Origin of the sequence: Pseudomonas sp. RIT-PI-AD, from assembly GCF_025642785.1 — a bacterium.
In the GTDB taxonomy this organism is placed as follows: domain Bacteria; phylum Pseudomonadota; class Gammaproteobacteria; order Pseudomonadales; family Pseudomonadaceae; genus Pseudomonas_T.
The window spans coordinates 26,435-41,666 of sequence record NZ_JANZKU010000027.1 but is presented as its reverse complement, the minus strand read 5'-3'; the positions used below and the strand labels follow the sequence as shown (position 1 = coordinate 41,666).

Genomic DNA, 15,232 nt, shown 5'->3' with positions numbered 1-15,232 from the left:
CGGCGGAGAATTCACCATGCACCTGACGCCCCAGCATGTCCTGCTCGCCGGCGCCACCGGCCTGACCGGAGAACACCTGCTCGACCGCTTGCTCGACGAGCCCACCGTGAAACGGGTGCTGGCGCCCACCCGGCGGCCCCTCGCCGAGCACCCGCACCTGGAGAACCCGGTAGGCGAGCTGGCGGCGCTGCTGCCACACCTCACCGGCCCGGTGGACACCGCGTTCTGCTGCCTGGGCACGACGATCAAGCAGGCGGGCTCGGAAGCGGCTTTCCGCGCGGTGGACCACGACCTGGTCCTCGCCTTCGCCGGCCGCGCCCGCGCGCTGGGCGCGCGGCATTGCCTGGTGCTCAGCGCGGTGGGCGCCGACCCGCAGTCCTCGGTGTTCTACAGCCGGGTCAAGGGTGAGCTGGAAGCCTCCCTGCGCGAGCAGGGCTGGCCGCAACTGACCCTGGCGCGCCCTTCCCTGCTGCTCGGCCCGCGCGACGAAGCCCGCCTCGGCGAACGCCTGGCCGCGCCGCTGAGCAAACTCTTGCCGGGCAAGTACCAGGGCATCGAAGTCACGGTGCTGGCACGGGCGCTGTGGCGCCTGGCCCTGGAAGAAGGCAGCGGCGTGCGCGTGGTGGAGTCCGACGAACTGCGCAAGCTGGGCCGCTAGCGCGCCTTGCACCATCGCCGTCTCGCCCTGGTGCGCGGGGAAGTCCGCGTCATCCCGGCGAACGCAGCGGCGTCATTCGGTGATGCGCGCTCGGTAACCCGCCACACGCCTTCGGGTCGCGCTGGCGGCATCTGATACGGAGAACGGGCCTGGCATGGGCCCCGGGCAAGCGAGTCGACCTTGCGCTTGACGATCGCCGGCCGGGCAACAAGGATGGGGCTTTTGCCGGGAGACCGACCATGAGCCTCGAATCCGTCCGCGCCTTCTTCGCCGCGAAGGCCGCGGACATCCAGATCATCGAACTCTCCACCAGCACCGCCACCGTGAACCTGGCCGCCGAGGCCCATGGCGTGGAACCGGGGCGCATCGCCAAGACCCTGGCGTTCCGCGTCGGCGAGCGCAACCTGCTGGTGGTGGCGCGCGGCGATGCGCGCATCGACAACCGCAAGATCAAGGACGCCTTCGGCGGCAAGGCGAAGATGCTCGATGCGGCCAGCGTGGAGCGCCTCACCGGGCACCCGGTGGGCGGCGTCTGCCCGTTCGGCCTGGCCACCCCGCTGGCGGTGTACTGCGATGTGTCGCTGCGCGCCTTCGACGAGGTAGTGCCGGCCGCCGGCGCCATCCACAGCGCCGTGCGTCTCGCGCCCGAGCGCATGGCCGAGCTGGTCGAGGCGCAATGGGTGGACGTGTGCCAGGCGCAGGAGACGGCGGACTGACGGACCGCCCGGTGAGAAGCGGCTCAGCGGCCGCCGCTGACGCCCAGCCCCACGCCCAACGAGGCCGCCAGCGAGAAAGGCAGCAGCAGGGTATCCAGCAGGGCGCTGGCCGGCAGGTCCAGCCCCGCGCGGGCAGGCGCTTCGGCGCCGAAGCGCTCCAGCGGGCAACAGCCGTCGTGCAGCGCGTACCAGTCCAGCCGGGTGCCGGCGTAGACCAGCGGCGCGCCGGGCTTGGCGGCGTCCAGGATGCGAACGCTGGCGCAGGCGCCCAGCCCCTGGACGGCGATCAGCAGCGCCAGCCCGCGGGCGGATCGCCACGCCGGCCGGAGCGCGTCACTCATCGCCGCTGACCCGATGGTGCTCGCCCCAGCGCGGCAACATGTCCTGGGGGATGTCCAGCAGGTTGAGGATGCGCGCGACGACGAAGTCCACCAGGTCATCGATGGTCTGCGGCTGGTGATAGAACCCCGGCGAGGCCGGCACGATCACCGCGCCGTGCTGGGACAGCTTGAGCATGTTCTCCAGGTGAATCACCGAATAGGGGGCCTCCCGCGGCACCAGGATCAACTGGCGGCGTTCCTTCAGCGCGACGTCGGCGGCACGCTCGATCAGGTTGTTGCAGGCGCCGCTGGCGATGGCCGACAGGGTGCCGGTGGAACAGGGCACCACCACCATCGCCGAGGGCGCACCGGAGCCGGAGGCCACCGGGGCCATCCAGTCCTCCTTGCCGTAGACGCGGATCTGCCCGGCCGACGCGCCGGTGTATTCGCTGAGGAAGGCCTGCATCGCTTGGGGCTTGGCCGGCAGCACCACGTCGGTCTCGGTGGCCATCACCAGTTGCGCGGCCTTGGAAATCAGGAAATGCACCTCGCGCTCTTCGCGCACCAGGCAATCCAGCAGGCGCAGGCCGTATTGGGCGCCGGAGGCGCCGGTCATCGCCAGGGTGATGCGTTCGGGACCGCTCATGCCTCGTCCTCGTTCATTGCGCCAGGGCGCTGGCCAGCCGGCCGTGCAGCCCGCCAAAACCGCCGTTGCTCATGATCACCACCTGAGTGCCGGGGGTGGCCTGGGCCCGTACCTGCTCGATGATCGCCTCCAGCGAATCGCACACCTGGGACGGTACGCTGCAGGCCGCCGAAGTGGCTTCCAGGTCCCAGCCGAGGTTCGGCGGCGCGTACCAGAACACCTGGTCGGCCAGCTTCACCGACTCCGGCAGGCCGTCGCGGTGCGCGCCGAGCTTCATCGAGTTGGAGCGCGGCTCGATGATGGCGATCAGCGGCGCGTCGCCGACCCGCTTGCGCAGGCCGTCGAGGGTGGTGGCGATGGCGGTCGGGTGGTGGGCGAAATCGTCGTACAGGGTCACGCCCTGCACCTCGGCCACCTTCTCCATGCGCCGCTTCACGCTGCGGAACTCGCACAACGCGGCCACGCCCTGGGCCGGCACCACGCCGACGTGGCGCGCCGCGGCCAGCGTGGCCAACGCATTGGCGACGTTGTGCTGGCCGCTGAGGTCCCAGGCCACCACGCCCTGGGGTTGGCCGTCGAAGCTGACCTCGAAGCGCGAGCCGTCCTCGCTGAGCAGCCGCGCGTGCCATTGCCCGCCCGCGCCGGTGGTCTGCACCGGCGTCCAGCAGCCCATGCGCATCACCCGCTGCAAGGCTTCCTCGCCGGCCGGATGGACGATCAGCCCGGTGCTCGGCACAGTGCGCACCAAGTGGTGGAATTGCCGCTCGATGGCCGCCAGGTCGGGGAAGATGTCCGCATGGTCGAATTCGAGGTTGTTCAGGATCGCGGTGCGCGGGCGGTAGTGGACGAACTTCGAGCGCTTGTCGAAGAAGGCACTGTCGTATTCGTCGGCCTCCACCACGAAGAACGGCGTGTCGCCGAGCCGCGCGGAGATGCCGAAATTGTGCGGCACACCGCCGATCAGGAAACCCGGGCTCATCCCGGCATGCTCCAGCACCCAGGCCAGCATGCTGCTGGTGGTGGTCTTGCCATGGGTTCCGGCCACGCCCAGCACCCAACGCCCCTGCAACACGTGATCGGCCAGCCACTGCGGGCCGGACACGTAGGGCAGGCCCTTGTCCAGCACGTACTCCACCGCCGGGTTGCCGCGGGACAGTGCGTTGCCGATCACCACCAGGTCCGGCTCGGGGTCGAGGTGAGCCGGCTCGTAGCCCTGCATCAACTCGATGCCCTGGGCCTGCAACTGGGTGCTCATCGGCGGGTAGACGTTGGCGTCGGAACCGGTGACCCGATGACCGAGCGCCTTGGCGAGCACCGCCAGCGAGCCCATGAAGGTGCCGCAGATGCCGAGGATATGGATGTGCATGGAGAACCTCTGTGGCGGGCCCGAGGCAGCCCGGAAGATCGCCGCAGGTTAGCACAGCGGGCCGGGCCGACCCAGGCGCGACCCGTTCGCAAGAGGACGCGGGCCGCGGTCGGCGCCGGCCGCCATGCCGTCGGGCGGCGCGGTCGCGACGGCAGGCCCGAAGGCGCCGTAACCGGAGCTGGAGAAGTCCGTCGAGGGCTCACGCCCGCCGCAGAAGACAGGCCGCGGCGGCGGCCCTATCCGCGCCCGGTGTCGATGGCGTGCTTGCGCAACTTGCGATAGAGGGTGTTGCGGCTGATGCCCAGGTGCTCGGCGGTCCGGCTCATGTGCCAGTGCTGGCCGTCGAGGGCGGCCAGCAGCGCGTCGCGCTCGGCGTGCTCCAGGCCGTGGGCCGCGGGCTTCCCGGACTCGACAGGCGGCGGGGCGCGGCGAATCTCGGCGGGCAGGTCGTCCAGCCGGACCCGGCCATCCTCGCAGAGCGCCGCGAGGGTGCGCAGGACGTTGCGCAACTGGCGCACGTTGCCGGGCCAGGGATGGCCAAGCAGGGCCTGGCGGGCGTCCTCGTCCAGGCGGATCGGCTGGCCGTCCGCCTCCTTGCCCAGCAGGTGGTCGAGCAGTTCGGCGCGGTCGCTGCGCTCGCGCAGCGGCGGCAGTTCGATGCGCAAGCCGTCCAGGCGGTAATAGAGGTCTTCGCGGAAGCTGCCCTGGGCGACCCGCTCGCGCAGGTCGCGGTGGGTGGCGCTGATCAGCCGCACGTTCACCGCCTGCGCCTCACCGCCGATGGGCACCACCTGGCGATCCTCCAGCACCCGCAGCAGGCGCGTCTGCAGGGCCAGCGGCATGTCGCCGATCTCGTCGAGGAACAGCGTGCCGCCGTCGGCCTGTTGCAGCTTGCCGCGCATGCCTTCCTTGCGCGCGCCGGTGAAGCTGCCGCCGCGATAGCCGAACAGCTCGCTTTCGATCAGGGTTTCCGGGATCGCCGCGCAATTGAGGGCGACGAACGCCTTGCCGGCGCGCGATGACGCCAGGTGCAGCGCCTGGGCGAAGGCTTCCTTGCCGCTGCCGGTCTCGCCGCAGATCAGCAGGGGAATGTCCCGCTCGTAGACCCGGCAGGCGCGGCCGAAGTCCTTCTGCAAGCGCGCATCGCCCAGGCAGAGCGCGGGGCCGCGGCCCGCGGGCGCGACGACCGGCGCCACCGAAGGGCGCGGCGGACGACCACGCAACAACGCATGCAACTGCCGCCCGCTGCGCGCATAGAGCGGCCAACTGCTGGCGGGCTGCGCCACCGCCCGGCCGAGCAGTTCGTCCAGGGCAATATCGAACAGCTCGTCCACCGGGCGTCCCAGCAACGCCTCGCGGGGCTGGCCGAGCAGGGTCAGCGCGGCACCGTTGAGGGCCAGCACGCGCCCCGCGCCATCGAACGCCAGCAAGCCCTCGCTGAGCATGCCCAGGCCGTCCGGCTGGAGGTGGAAGCGCAGCAGCCAGTCGTCCTCGAAACGGCGCAGGAAATAGCGGCTTTCGATCATCCGCGCGGTCATGCCGACCAGCGCCATGGTGTGGAATTGGCGCTGCCGGGAGACCTGGCGCTGCACCGAGGAGACGTCGAGCACCGCCAGCAGCTCGCCCTGGGGATCGAACACCGGGCTGGCGGAACAGGTCAGGCGGGTGTGGCAACTGCGGAAATGTTCGTCCTCGTGGATGGTCAGGACCTGCCGCTCGATCAGGCAGGTGCCGATACCGTTGGTACCCTCGCAGGACTCGCTCCAGTCGGCCCCCAGCCACAGGCCGGCGCGCTCGAAGGCGGGGCGCTCGGCTTCGCGGGTGACGCAGTCGAGGATCAGCCCGCGGGCGTCGGTGAGCAGCACCGCGTGGCCGGCGCCGGACAACTGGCGGTGCAGGCCGTGCATCTCGCCGGCGGCGATTTCCAGCACCTGTCGCAGGGGTTCGCGGCGCTCCAGCATGCGCGCGGTTTCCAGCACCGCCGGGGTCAGCGGCAGGGCCGGGTCGAGCTGGTGCTGCTCCAGGCAGCGGCGCCAGGAGCGGGCGATGGCCGGGTCGACGGCCTGCCCGGACGGAGCCTGGCCCTGGGCCACGGTCAACACCTGACGCACGTGGCGGCTCTGGTGGTTCGGCATAGTCCTTCACTCCCCGCGATCGGCCCCAGGCGGCGCGCGGCGGGGTACGCACCCGGCGTCGCGGCCATGCCGGCCAGCATCCCGCAGGGCGGCGGCCATTGCAACGCCGCCATGACCCACGGGTCATCCACCGTATCGGGCGCGATACGAAGTGTCACCCCAGGCTGTATCGCCGTCGTGACACGGGGATTTCCGGCAGATTCGCCGATCCGGTGCCAGACTTAGTGCCACGCGCGCTCCCGGTTTCTGGCCCGGCCCTTGCTCCATCGGCCGCAGTTCCCGGGAAGCCGACCCCCGGCGCCCAGGATCGACGCCGCCCGCATCGATCCGCCGCGCGGCAGCCAAGCCGGTCGGCGCCCCCAGGCGCGTACTCCACATAAGCATAAGAGCCAGGAGAACCACCATGCGTTACGCACAACCCGGCAGCGAAGGCGCCATCGTGTCCTTCAAGTCCCGCTACGGTAACTACATCGGCGGCGAATTCGTCGCGCCGGTGAAAGGCCAGTACTTCACCACCACCTCGCCGGTCAACGGCCAGCCCATCGCCGAGTTCCCCCGTTCCACCGCCGAGGACATCGACAAGGCGCTCGACGCCGCCCATGCCGCCGCCGACGCCTGGGGCCACACCTCGGTGCAGGACCGCTCCAACGTCCTGCTGAAGATCGCCGACCGCATCGAAGAGAACCTGGAACTGCTGGCCGTCACCGAAACCTGGGACAACGGCAAGGCGGTCCGGGAAACCCTCAACGCCGACATCCCCTTGGCCGTCGATCACTTCCGCTACTTCGCCGGCTGCATCCGCGCCCAGGAAGGCGGCGCCGCCGAGATCAACGAAAACACCGTGGCCTACCACATCCACGAGCCGCTGGGCGTGGTCGGTCAGATCATCCCGTGGAACTTCCCGCTGCTGATGGCCGCCTGGAAGCTCGCCCCGGCCCTGGCCGCCGGCAACTGCATCGTGCTCAAGCCGGCCGAGCAGACGCCGCTGGGCATCGCCGTGCTGATGGAGCTGATCGGCGACCTGCTTCCGCCCGGCGTGCTCAACGTGGTGCAGGGCTTCGGCAAGGAGGCCGGCGAGGCCCTGGCCACCAGCAAGCGCATCGCCAAGATCGCCTTCACCGGTTCCACTCCGGTCGGCTCGCACATCCTCAAGTGCGCGGCAGAGAACATCATCCCCTCCACCGTCGAGCTGGGCGGCAAGTCGCCGAACATCTACTTCGAAGACATCATGCAGGCCGAGCCCGCGTTCATCGAGAAGGCCGCCGAGGGCCTGGTGCTGGCCTTCTTCAACCAGGGCGAGGTCTGCACCTGCCCGTCGCGGGCGCTGGTGCAGGAATCCATCTACCCGGCGTTCATGGCCGAGGTGATGAAGAAGGTCAAGGCGATCAAGCGTGGCGACCCGCTGGACACCGACACCATGGTCGGCGCCCAGGCGTCCGAGCAGCAGTTCGACAAGATCCTCTCCTACCTCGACATCGCCCAGCAGGAAGGCGCCGAGCTGCTCACCGGCGGCGGCGTGGAGAAACTCGAAGGCAACCTGGCCGGCGGCTATTACATCCAGCCGACGCTGCTCAAGGGCCACAACAAGATGCGCGTGTTCCAGGAGGAGATCTTCGGCCCGGTGGTGAGCGTGGCGACCTTCAAGGACGAGGCGGAAGCCCTGGCCATCGCCAACGACACCGAGTTCGGCCTCGGCGCCGGCCTCTGGACCCGCGACATCAACCGCGCCTATCGCGTCGGCCGCGCGATCAAGGCCGGCCGGGTGTGGACCAACTGCTACCACCTCTACCCGGCCCACGCCGCCTTCGGCGGCTACAAGAAATCCGGCGTCGGCCGCGAGACCCACAAGATGATGCTCGACCACTACCAGCAGACCAAGAACCTGTTGGTGAGCTACGACATCAACCCGCTGGGCTTCTTCTGATACACCGGGCGGGGCGCGAGCCCCGCCCGCTCCACCCCAGTCCGTTCTGTTCGTTCGTCCGCATACGAGGAGGGATTCCCCATGCAAAAAACCATGAAAGCCGCCGTCGTCCACGCCTTCGGCCAGCCGCTGGAAATCCGTGAAGTGACGGTGCCGACACCCGGCCCGGGACAGGTCCTGGTGAAGGTGGCCGCGTCGGGCGTGTGCCACACCGACCTGCATGCCGCCCAGGGCGACTGGCCGGTGAAGCCCAACCCGCCCTTCATCCCCGGCCACGAAGGGGTCGGCCACGTGGTCGGCGTCGGCGCCGGTGTCAGCCACATCAAGGAAGGCGACCGTGTCGGGGTGCCCTGGCTGTATTCCACCTGCGGCCATTGCGAACATTGCCTGGGCGGCTGGGAGACCCTCTGCGAGACCCAGCAGAACACCGGCTACTCGGTGAACGGCGGCTTCGCCGAATACACCCTGGCCGACGCCAACTACGTCGGGCGCCTGCCCGGCAACGTCGGGTTCGTCGAGATCGCGCCGATCCTCTGTGCCGGCGTCACCGTCTACAAGGGCCTGAAGATGACCGATACCCGGCCCGGCCAGTGGGTGGTGATCTCCGGCATCGGCGGCCTCGGCCACATGGCGGTGCAGTACGCCAAGGCCATGGGCCTGAACGTCGCCGCGGTGGACATCGACGACGCCAAGCTCGACCTGGCCCGCCGCCTGGGCGCCGAAGTCACGGTGAACGCCCGCTCCCAGGACCCCGCCGCCTACCTCAAGGACAGCATCGGCGGCGCCCACGGCGCGCTGGTCACCGCGGTCTCGCCGAAGGCCTTCGAGCAAGCCATCGGCATGACCCGCCGGGGCGGCACCATCGCCCTCAACGGCCTGCCGCCGGGCGAATTCCCGCTGTCGATCTTCGACATGGTGCTCAACGGCACCACGGTGCGCGGTTCCATCGTCGGCACCCGCCAGGACCTGCAGGAAGCCCTGGACTTCGCCGGCGAGGGCAAGGTCGAGGCGACGGTGTCCACCGAGAAGCTGGAAAACATCAACGCGGTGTTCCAGCGCATGCACGAAGGGCAGATCGAAGGCCGCGTGGTCCTCGACCTGGAAGGCTGAACCGCCGGAGGCCGCCCGCGGGCGGCCTCCGTCCATCCCGGCCCGCTGGCGGTGCAGGTGCCAGGTGCCGATCGCTGCGACCCGCTCCCTCGGACGCCGCGCCCCCTAGGGCACGTACCCTTGCAATCTCCCGCAACATTCCCGCGAGGGCTCCAGCGCCTCAATATCGCGCCACCCAGGCGCCCGCCACGCCGCGGTGCGACAAACTGGCCGCCCGGCCCCGGCGCTTATCCCTATAATGCCCGCCTTCGGAAACCAGCCAGCAGGCTCGATAACAGGCGAAACATGGACTTCAACTCGATCGATCTCATCCTCCACCTCGACACCTACCTGAACCTGCTGGTCAACGACTACGGGGTGTGGATCTACGCGATCCTGTTCCTGGTGATCTTCTGCGAAACCGGCCTGGTGGTGACGCCCTTCCTGCCCGGCGACTCGCTGCTGTTCATCGCCGGCGCCATCTGCGCCGGCGGCGGCATGGACCCGGTGCTGCTGGGCGGCCTGCTGATGCTCGCCGCGGTCGCCGGCGACAGCACCAACTACGTCATCGGCCGAACCGCCGGCGAACGCCTGTTCCGCAATCCCCAGTCGAAGATCTTCCGCCGCGACTACCTGCGGCGCACCCACGAGTTCTACGACCTGCACGGCGGCAAGACCGTGACCCTGGCGCGCTTCCTGCCGATCCTGCGGACCTTCGCCCCCTTCGTCGCCGGCATGGCGAAGATGCCCTACCCGCGCTTCGCCTTCTTCAGCGTGATCGGCACCGTGGCCTGGGTCGGCGGCCTGGTGACCCTGGGCTACTTCTTCGGCAACGTGCCCTTCATCAAGCAGAACCTGTCGCTGCTGGTGATCGGCATCATCGTCCTCTCGCTGCTGCCCATGGCCATCGGCCTGCTGCGCCACCGCCTGCGCCCCAGCGCGCCCTACAGCGAGCGCTGATCCGCCGTGTGGTCGTTCCGTGCCTGGCGCAGGCGGCGCGTCCTCGCCCGCAACCCGGTCGACCCGGCGCTCTGGGCACGGGTGCGCGAGCGCCTGCCGTTCCTCGACGGTCTGGACGAACAGGAGGACCGCCACCTGCGCGAGCGCAGCGTGCTGTTCCTCCACGACAAGCGGCTCAACCCCCTCGGCGACCTGCGGCTGGACGTCGAGGAGCGCCTGCTGCTCGCCGCCCAGGCACAACTGCCCCTGCTGCACCTGGGCGACCTCGACTGGTACCAGGGCTTCCATGAGCTGGTGCTCTACCCGGACGACTTCCTCAGCCCCCAGCGCCACCGCGACTCCAGCGGCGTGGTACACGAATGGGACGGCAGCCACAGCGGCGAGGCCTGGCTGCAGGGGCCGGTGATCCTCGCCTGGCCCGGGGTGCTCGCCAGCGGTGGCTGGGAAGGCTACAACCTGGTGATCCACGAACTGGCGCACAAGCTGGACATGCTCAACGGCGACGCCAACGGTCAGCCGCCGCTGCACCGCGACATGCGCCCGTCGGACTGGGCCACCGCCATGCAGAGCGCCTACGACGCCCTCAACGCCCAGTTGGACGCCCATCCCGACGCGGACACCGCCATCGACCCCTACGCGGCGGAAAACCCCGCCGAGTTCTTCGCCGTGGTCAGCGAATACTTCTTCAGCGCACCGGACCTGCTGGAGCACACCTGGCCGGCGGTCTATGCCCAGTTGCGCGCTTTCTACCGCCAGGACCCGCTGGCCCGCCTGCGCCGGCTGCGCGCCGAGCACCCCGAGTACCGCACCCCGCCTCATCCGCACCACCGCTGAGCCCGACGCTACCCGGCGCGGGGCCGGCGTAGTAAGGCCCAGGGAATCCGCCTATAATCCGGCCACTTTTTTTGGCTTACCTGTTCAGGAGTCGCCCATGAGCTACAGCAAGATCCCGGCCGGCAAGGACGTGCCGAACGACATCTACGTCGCCATCGAGATTCCGGCCAACCATGCGCCGATCAAATACGAAATCGACAAGGACAGCGACTGCCTGTTCGTCGATCGGTTCATGGCCACCCCGATGTTCTACCCGGCCAACTACGGCTACATCCCCAACACCCTGGCCGACGACGGCGACCCGCTGGACGTACTGGTCGTGACCCCCTACCCGGTCAGCCCGGGCGCGGTGATCCGCGCGCGCCCGGTCGGCGTCCTGCACATGACCGACGAAGCCGGCGGCGACGCCAAGCTGATCGCCGTCCCCCACGACAAGCTCAGCCAGCTCTACGTGGACGTGAAGGAATACACCGACCTGCCGCCGCTGCTGCTGGAGCAGATCAAGCACTTCTTCGAGAACTACAAGGATCTGGAGAAAGGCAAGTGGGTCAAGGTCGAAGGCTGGGGCAACGCCGAAGCCGCCCGCGCCGAGATCATCAAGGCCGTGGCCGCCTACAAACCCTAAGGTGCCCCGCCGGTACACGGAAAAGCCCGGAACGATCCGGGCTTTTTCGTAGGCGCGCGCTGGGCGGCGAGTCGCCCAGCGTACGTCTCCACATGTCGCCCTCCCTCGCAAAAGCTGGAGCATTGCCCGGCGATCTGTTAGGGTCTGCGCCCATCGAACGGGCTCCGCCCGGTTCACACGCATCCGAAGGTGGTTGCGGCTCACCAGAAGCGAGCCGGAACCTCTCCCTGAAAGCCGGCCACAAGCCGGCTTTTTTAATGCGCAGCGTTTTCTAGTCAAAATCCCCACCCTTTAGGCGCCAGCCGGCGGCAACCTAAACCCATACCCTGTCCACTCGGTGCCATCCCAAACCGGCCCAGCGCTGCGCAGCAATCGGCAGGAACGTAGGTGAATAGGTGGGCGATTGGCTCTTTACCGCGCCTCCACCGCCAAGCTGTACGGCGCCGGCAGCCAGCGGTAGGCGGCGCCGTCGGTGACGACGTGGCCGAGGCCGGGGAAGCTGATGTGCGGGGCGGCCACCCAGTAGCCCTTTTGGCTGGCGTCGGCGAAGGCGGCGAGGCGCTGGCGGGCGGCAGCGGGGCCATCGCTGTCGTAGGAGATGGTGATCGAGGGGACCGGGAACTGCACTTCGCCGGCGTGGACCAGGTCGCCCCAGAACACCAGTTTCTGCCCCCGGCTCTCGAGGGCGTAGATGCTGTGGCCCGGCGTGTGACCCGGCGCGGTGAGAGCGGTCACCCCGGCGAACAGCGCGGCCGGCGCGCTGAAGGTGCGCAGGCGGCCCGCCTCGGCGTAGGGCGCGAGGGAGGCGCGCCCGGCGGCGAACCAGGGTTTCTTCTGCGCCGGCGCCCGCTCCCGCGCTTCATCGCTGGACCAGTAGTCCAGCTCCCGCCGATCCAGATAGACCCGTGCCTTGGGGAAGACCGGCTGGCCGTCGAGGGTGAGCCCGCCGGAATGGTCGGCATGCACGTGGGTGAGCAGCACTGCGTCCACCTGATCCGGACGGTAGCCGGCGGCCTTCAGGTTGCTCACCAGCCGATTGGCGACATGGGGCCCGAAGGCGTGGCCGGCGCCAGTGTCCACCAGCAAGAGTTGCTTGCCGGTGTTGATCAGGAAGGCGTTGATCGAGGTCTCCACCGGCAACGTCTGGTGGGCGCCGGCGAACAGCGCCTCGACCTGGCCGGGGGCGGCGCCTTGCAGCTCGCGGTCCATGTGCTGCGGAACGGTGCCGTCGGACAACGCGGTGATTTCGAAATCGCCGAGCATCATCCGGTAGAAGCCGGGTGCCTGGGTGCGCACCTGGGGTGCGGCGGCTTGGGCGATGGCGGGCGCCAGGCCGGACAGGCCGAGGCCGGCGAGCAGCGCGCCCGCCAGCGCATGGCGCAGGCTGGTTCGAAAGGTCATGGCAATCTCCATAGTCGAGGGGTGGATTCACTGTCCGTCGGGACAATGCCTAGCATGCGGCCCCGGGAGCCCAAGGTTTAGTAAGCTGGCGCGGGAATCATCGGACCATATGCGGGACAATCGATGGATACGCCACTGGATGCCAACGAGACCCTGGTGTTCGTGCGGGTCGTGGAAGCCGGCGGTTTCACCGCCGCCGCCCGCGCGCTGGGCATGCCCAAGACCACCGTGAGCCGCAAGGTCCGGGAACTGGAGCAGCGCTTGGGTATCCGCCTGCTGCATCGCTCGACGCGCCGCATCGGCCTCACCGAGGCCGGCAGCCTCTATTACGAACACGGTCGTCGCGCCGCCGCCGAGCTGGCGGAGGCGCGCGCGGAGATCGAGCAGATGCTCGACGGTCCGCGCGGCTGGCTGCGGGTAGCCGCGCCGCATTCGTTCGGGGTGCGCTGGATCGCACCGCTGCTGGGCCCGTTCATCGAACGCTACCCGGCGGTGCAGGTGGAGTTGCTGCTCGGCCACGAACGCCTGGACCTGCTGGACCGGCGCATCGACATCGCCCTGCGCCTCGGGCCGTTGCCCGACTCGACCCTGGTGGCGCGGCGCCTGGCGGTGTTCGGCATGCACCTGTACGCCAGCGACGCCTACCTGCGCCGCCACGGCGAGCCCGCCCACCCGCGCGAGCTGCTGGCCCACCGCACCCTCGCGCTGCCCCTGGCACGGCGCCACGAGGGATACGCCTGGCCGCTGGAGAGCGACGGGCAGCGGCAGGACTACCCGATCGACCCGGCGCTGGTCGCCAGCGACCCGGAAGCGCTCTACGGCGCCCTGCTGGCCGGCCAGGGCATCCTGCTGACCATGGGTATCAATATGCGCCCCTTCCTGCAGCAGGGCCTGGTCCGCCGGGTGCTGCCGGCATGGAACGGCCCGCGCCCCGCCTTCAACGCCCTGTTCCCCCAGGGCCATACCCGCTCGCCCAAGGTGCGGGCCTTCGTCGACTTCCTCGTCGAGCGGCTGTGCTTCGACGGCGAAGACGGCACCCCCGGGGAATGGGCGGCGCCTCCCGGGGCGACGGTATGAACGCGGGTTCCCGGTACGAGGGCTAAACCGGCGCGGCATGTTCATTCGGCGCGGTTGAACGGCACCCGCCCCGCTGCCGCCGGCAGTGCCAGACGCCCGCGACGCATGCCCACGGCCAGGCCGGCGAGGGCCGGTCGATTTGCCCGTAAAGCCCGCCTCTGCTAGTGTCCGCCGGTTGTGAACCCCCGCCGAGACCCTGCCCATGGCCCGCAAGAAAGCCGCCCTCGATTTCGAACAATCCCTCGCCGACCTGCAAGCCCTGGTCGAGCGCCTGGAAAGCGGTGAACTGTCGCTGGAGGACTCCCTGGGCGCCTTCGAGCAGGGCATTCGCCTGACCCGCGAATGCCAGGGCGCCCTGTCCCAGGCCGAGCAGAAGGTGCAGATCCTCCTGGAGCGCGACGGCGAATTGCAGGAAGCGCCCTTCGACGTGGAAGACGAGGCATGATCGCGGCCTACCAGGCGCGTTGCCAGACCCGTGTCGACACCGCCCTGGACAACCTGTTCGACGCCCCCCGCGCCGAACTGGCGCGCCTCTACCAAGCGATGCGCTACAGCGTGGTCAACGGCGGCAAGCGGGTGCGCCCGCTGCTGGTCTACGCCGCCTGCGAGGCCCTCGGCGGCCACGCCGAACGCGCCGACGGCGCGGCCTGCGCGGTGGAGCTGATCCACGCCTATTCGCTGGTCCACGACGACCTGCCGTCGATGGACGACGACGACCTGCGGCGCGGCCAGCCGACCACCCACAAAGCCTTCGACGAAGCCTGCGCGATCCTCGCCGGCGATGGCTTGCAGAGCCTGGCCTTCGAGGTGCTCGCCGATGCCCGGCGCAATCCCCAGGACGCCGAGACGCGCCTGCGCATGCTGCAACGCCTGGCCCAGGCCGCCGGGCCCGCCGGGATGGTCGGCGGCCAGGCCATCGACCTCGGCTCCATCGGCCTGAAACTCGACCAGGCGGCCCTGGAGGTCATGCACCGGCACAAGACCGGCGCGCTGATCGAGGCCAGCGTGGCCCTCGGCGCCCTGGCCAGCGGCAACGCCGACGCCGACAACCTCGCCGCGCTGCAGGGCTACGCCCAGGCGGTGGGCCTGGCGTTCCAGGTGCAGGACGATATTCTCGACGTCGAAAGCGATACCGCCACCCTCGGCAAGCGCCAGGGCGCCGACATCGCCCGCGACAAGCCCACCTACCCCGCCCTGCTCGGCCTGGACCGCGCCAAGGCCTATGCCCTCGAGCTGCGCGATCAGGCCTTGCAGGCGCTGCACCGGCTCGGCCCGGATGCCGAACCGCTGCGCAACCTGGCGCGCTACATCGTCGAACGCCGGCATTGAGACCGGCGCCGCTCCCGGCGCAACCCGCTCGCACCGACCACCCGCCTGACGGACCAAGTCCGCACCGCCCTCCCCCCGCGCGCCGCTCGGTGTCCATCCGCAGCAAAGCCGTCGCGCCCGTCATCACTGCGGTCAATGGGCGTCATTCCGCG

Annotated in this window: 15 protein-coding genes; 10 read left to right on the top strand and 5 right to left on the bottom strand. The window is 69.6% G+C overall.

From position 1 onward, the window contains the following. Positions 1-16 precede the first annotated feature (16 nt). Together OGL92_RS19025 and OGL92_RS19020 are read left to right on the top strand one after the other, a co-directional pair. Entirely contained in the window at positions 17-658 is a 642-nt protein-coding gene (locus tag OGL92_RS19025; RefSeq protein WP_263146641.1) for an oxidoreductase, read from the top strand. A gap of 239 nt (positions 659-897) precedes the next feature. After that, on the top strand, positions 898-1,374 hold the full coding sequence (locus OGL92_RS19020) for a YbaK/EbsC family protein (protein WP_263146638.1): 477 nt from the start codon (positions 898-900) through the stop codon (positions 1,372-1,374). Positions 1,375-1,397: 23 nt separating this feature from the next. Here the strand turns inward: OGL92_RS19020 and OGL92_RS19015 are convergent, their stop codons facing one another. From OGL92_RS19015 to OGL92_RS19000, 4 genes are all read right to left on the bottom strand, one after another. Then, a complete protein-coding gene (locus tag OGL92_RS19015; protein WP_263146636.1) occupies positions 1,398-1,715 on the bottom strand; it encodes a YceK/YidQ family lipoprotein in 318 nt (105 codons plus the stop codon). Further along, entirely contained in the window at positions 1,708-2,340 is a 633-nt protein-coding gene (ubiX, locus tag OGL92_RS19010; RefSeq protein WP_263146633.1) for a flavin prenyltransferase UbiX, read from the bottom strand. The genes OGL92_RS19015 and ubiX overlap by 8 nt, the downstream gene beginning before the upstream one ends. A gap of 13 nt (positions 2,341-2,353) precedes the next feature. After that, positions 2,354-3,706 (bottom strand): UDP-N-acetylmuramate:L-alanyl-gamma-D-glutamyl-meso-diaminopimelate ligase, encoded by a 1,353-nt coding sequence (mpl, locus tag OGL92_RS19005; RefSeq protein WP_263146630.1) that lies wholly within the window; start codon positions 3,704-3,706, stop codon positions 2,354-2,356. Between the two features lie 236 nt (positions 3,707-3,942). Beyond that, positions 3,943-5,841 (bottom strand): sigma-54-dependent Fis family transcriptional regulator, encoded by a 1,899-nt coding sequence (locus OGL92_RS19000; RefSeq protein WP_263146627.1) that lies wholly within the window; start codon positions 5,839-5,841, stop codon positions 3,943-3,945. 403 nt (positions 5,842-6,244) lie between these two features. Between OGL92_RS19000 and OGL92_RS18995 the strand changes: the two genes are divergently transcribed. The 5 genes from OGL92_RS18995 to ppa all read left to right on the top strand — a co-directional run bounded on the left by OGL92_RS18995 (position 6,245) and on the right by ppa (position 11,273). Next, on the top strand, positions 6,245-7,765 hold the full coding sequence (locus tag OGL92_RS18995; protein ID WP_263146624.1) for an aldehyde dehydrogenase family protein: 1,521 nt from the start codon (positions 6,245-6,247) through the stop codon (positions 7,763-7,765). An 81-nt stretch (positions 7,766-7,846) separates the two neighbouring features. Continuing rightward, entirely contained in the window at positions 7,847-8,875 is a 1,029-nt protein-coding gene (gene adhP, locus OGL92_RS18990) for an alcohol dehydrogenase AdhP (RefSeq protein WP_263146621.1), read from the top strand. Between the two features lie 285 nt (positions 8,876-9,160). Beyond that, a complete protein-coding gene (locus OGL92_RS18985; RefSeq protein WP_263146619.1) occupies positions 9,161-9,814 on the top strand; it encodes a DedA family protein in 654 nt (217 codons plus the stop codon). A gap of 6 nt (positions 9,815-9,820) precedes the next feature. After that, a complete protein-coding gene (locus OGL92_RS18980; RefSeq protein ID WP_263146617.1) occupies positions 9,821-10,648 on the top strand; it encodes a M90 family metallopeptidase in 828 nt (275 codons plus the stop codon). Positions 10,649-10,745: 97 nt separating this feature from the next. After that, positions 10,746-11,273, top strand: a complete 528-nt coding sequence (ppa, locus tag OGL92_RS18975; RefSeq protein ID WP_263146615.1) for an inorganic diphosphatase — start codon at positions 10,746-10,748, stop codon at positions 11,271-11,273. A 411-nt stretch (positions 11,274-11,684) separates the two neighbouring features. On the opposite strand, the gene OGL92_RS18970 is transcribed toward ppa, so the two are convergent. Next, positions 11,685-12,674: an MBL fold metallo-hydrolase gene (locus tag OGL92_RS18970; protein WP_263146612.1), complete on the bottom strand. Its 990-nt coding sequence runs from the start codon at positions 12,672-12,674 to the stop codon at positions 11,685-11,687. Positions 12,675-12,797: 123 nt separating this feature from the next. Between OGL92_RS18970 and OGL92_RS18965 the strand changes: the two genes are divergently transcribed. The 3 genes from OGL92_RS18965 to ispA all read left to right on the top strand — a co-directional run bounded on the left by OGL92_RS18965 (position 12,798) and on the right by ispA (position 15,080). After that, positions 12,798-13,751, top strand: coding sequence for a LysR family transcriptional regulator (locus OGL92_RS18965; RefSeq protein ID WP_263146610.1), 954 nt, complete (start codon positions 12,798-12,800; stop codon positions 13,749-13,751). A gap of 202 nt (positions 13,752-13,953) precedes the next feature. Further along, the gene (locus tag OGL92_RS18960; protein WP_263146609.1) at positions 13,954-14,196 is read left to right on the top strand and encodes an exodeoxyribonuclease VII small subunit; all 243 of its coding nucleotides are present in this window, start codon (positions 13,954-13,956) and stop codon (positions 14,194-14,196) included. Beyond that, positions 14,193-15,080, top strand: coding sequence for a (2E,6E)-farnesyl diphosphate synthase (gene ispA / locus OGL92_RS18955; RefSeq protein WP_263146606.1), 888 nt, complete (start codon positions 14,193-14,195; stop codon positions 15,078-15,080). The genes OGL92_RS18960 and ispA overlap by 4 nt, the downstream gene beginning before the upstream one ends. Positions 15,081-15,232: the final 152 nt, after the last annotated feature.

Excerpts from the sequence above, each read along its gene's own strand:
- OGL92_RS18965 (WP_263146610.1), top strand. The coding sequence starts at position 12,798 with ATGGATACGCCACTGGATGCCAACGAGACCCTGGTGTTCGTGCGGGTC.
- ppa (WP_263146615.1), top strand. The coding sequence starts at position 10,746 with ATGAGCTACAGCAAGATCCCGGCCGGCAAGGACGTGCCGAACGACATC.
- adhP (WP_263146621.1), top strand. The coding sequence starts at position 7,847 with ATGCAAAAAACCATGAAAGCCGCCGTCGTCCACGCCTTCGGCCAGCCG.
- OGL92_RS18985 (WP_263146619.1), top strand. The coding sequence starts at position 9,161 with ATGGACTTCAACTCGATCGATCTCATCCTCCACCTCGACACCTACCTG.
- OGL92_RS19025 (WP_263146641.1), top strand. The coding sequence starts at position 17 with ATGCACCTGACGCCCCAGCATGTCCTGCTCGCCGGCGCCACCGGCCTG.
- OGL92_RS19020 (WP_263146638.1), top strand. The coding sequence starts at position 898 with ATGAGCCTCGAATCCGTCCGCGCCTTCTTCGCCGCGAAGGCCGCGGAC.
- OGL92_RS19000 (WP_263146627.1), bottom strand. The coding sequence starts at position 5,841 with ATGCCGAACCACCAGAGCCGCCACGTGCGTCAGGTGTTGACCGTGGCC.
- ubiX (WP_263146633.1), bottom strand. The coding sequence starts at position 2,340 with ATGAGCGGTCCCGAACGCATCACCCTGGCGATGACCGGCGCCTCCGGC.
- OGL92_RS19015 (WP_263146636.1), bottom strand. The coding sequence starts at position 1,715 with ATGAGTGACGCGCTCCGGCCGGCGTGGCGATCCGCCCGCGGGCTGGCG.
- mpl (WP_263146630.1), bottom strand. The coding sequence starts at position 3,706 with ATGCACATCCATATCCTCGGCATCTGCGGCACCTTCATGGGCTCGCTG.
- ispA (WP_263146606.1), top strand. The coding sequence starts at position 14,193 with ATGATCGCGGCCTACCAGGCGCGTTGCCAGACCCGTGTCGACACCGCC.
- OGL92_RS18960 (WP_263146609.1), top strand. The coding sequence starts at position 13,954 with ATGGCCCGCAAGAAAGCCGCCCTCGATTTCGAACAATCCCTCGCCGAC.
- OGL92_RS18995 (WP_263146624.1), top strand. The coding sequence starts at position 6,245 with ATGCGTTACGCACAACCCGGCAGCGAAGGCGCCATCGTGTCCTTCAAG.
- OGL92_RS18970 (WP_263146612.1), bottom strand. The coding sequence starts at position 12,674 with ATGACCTTTCGAACCAGCCTGCGCCATGCGCTGGCGGGCGCGCTGCTC.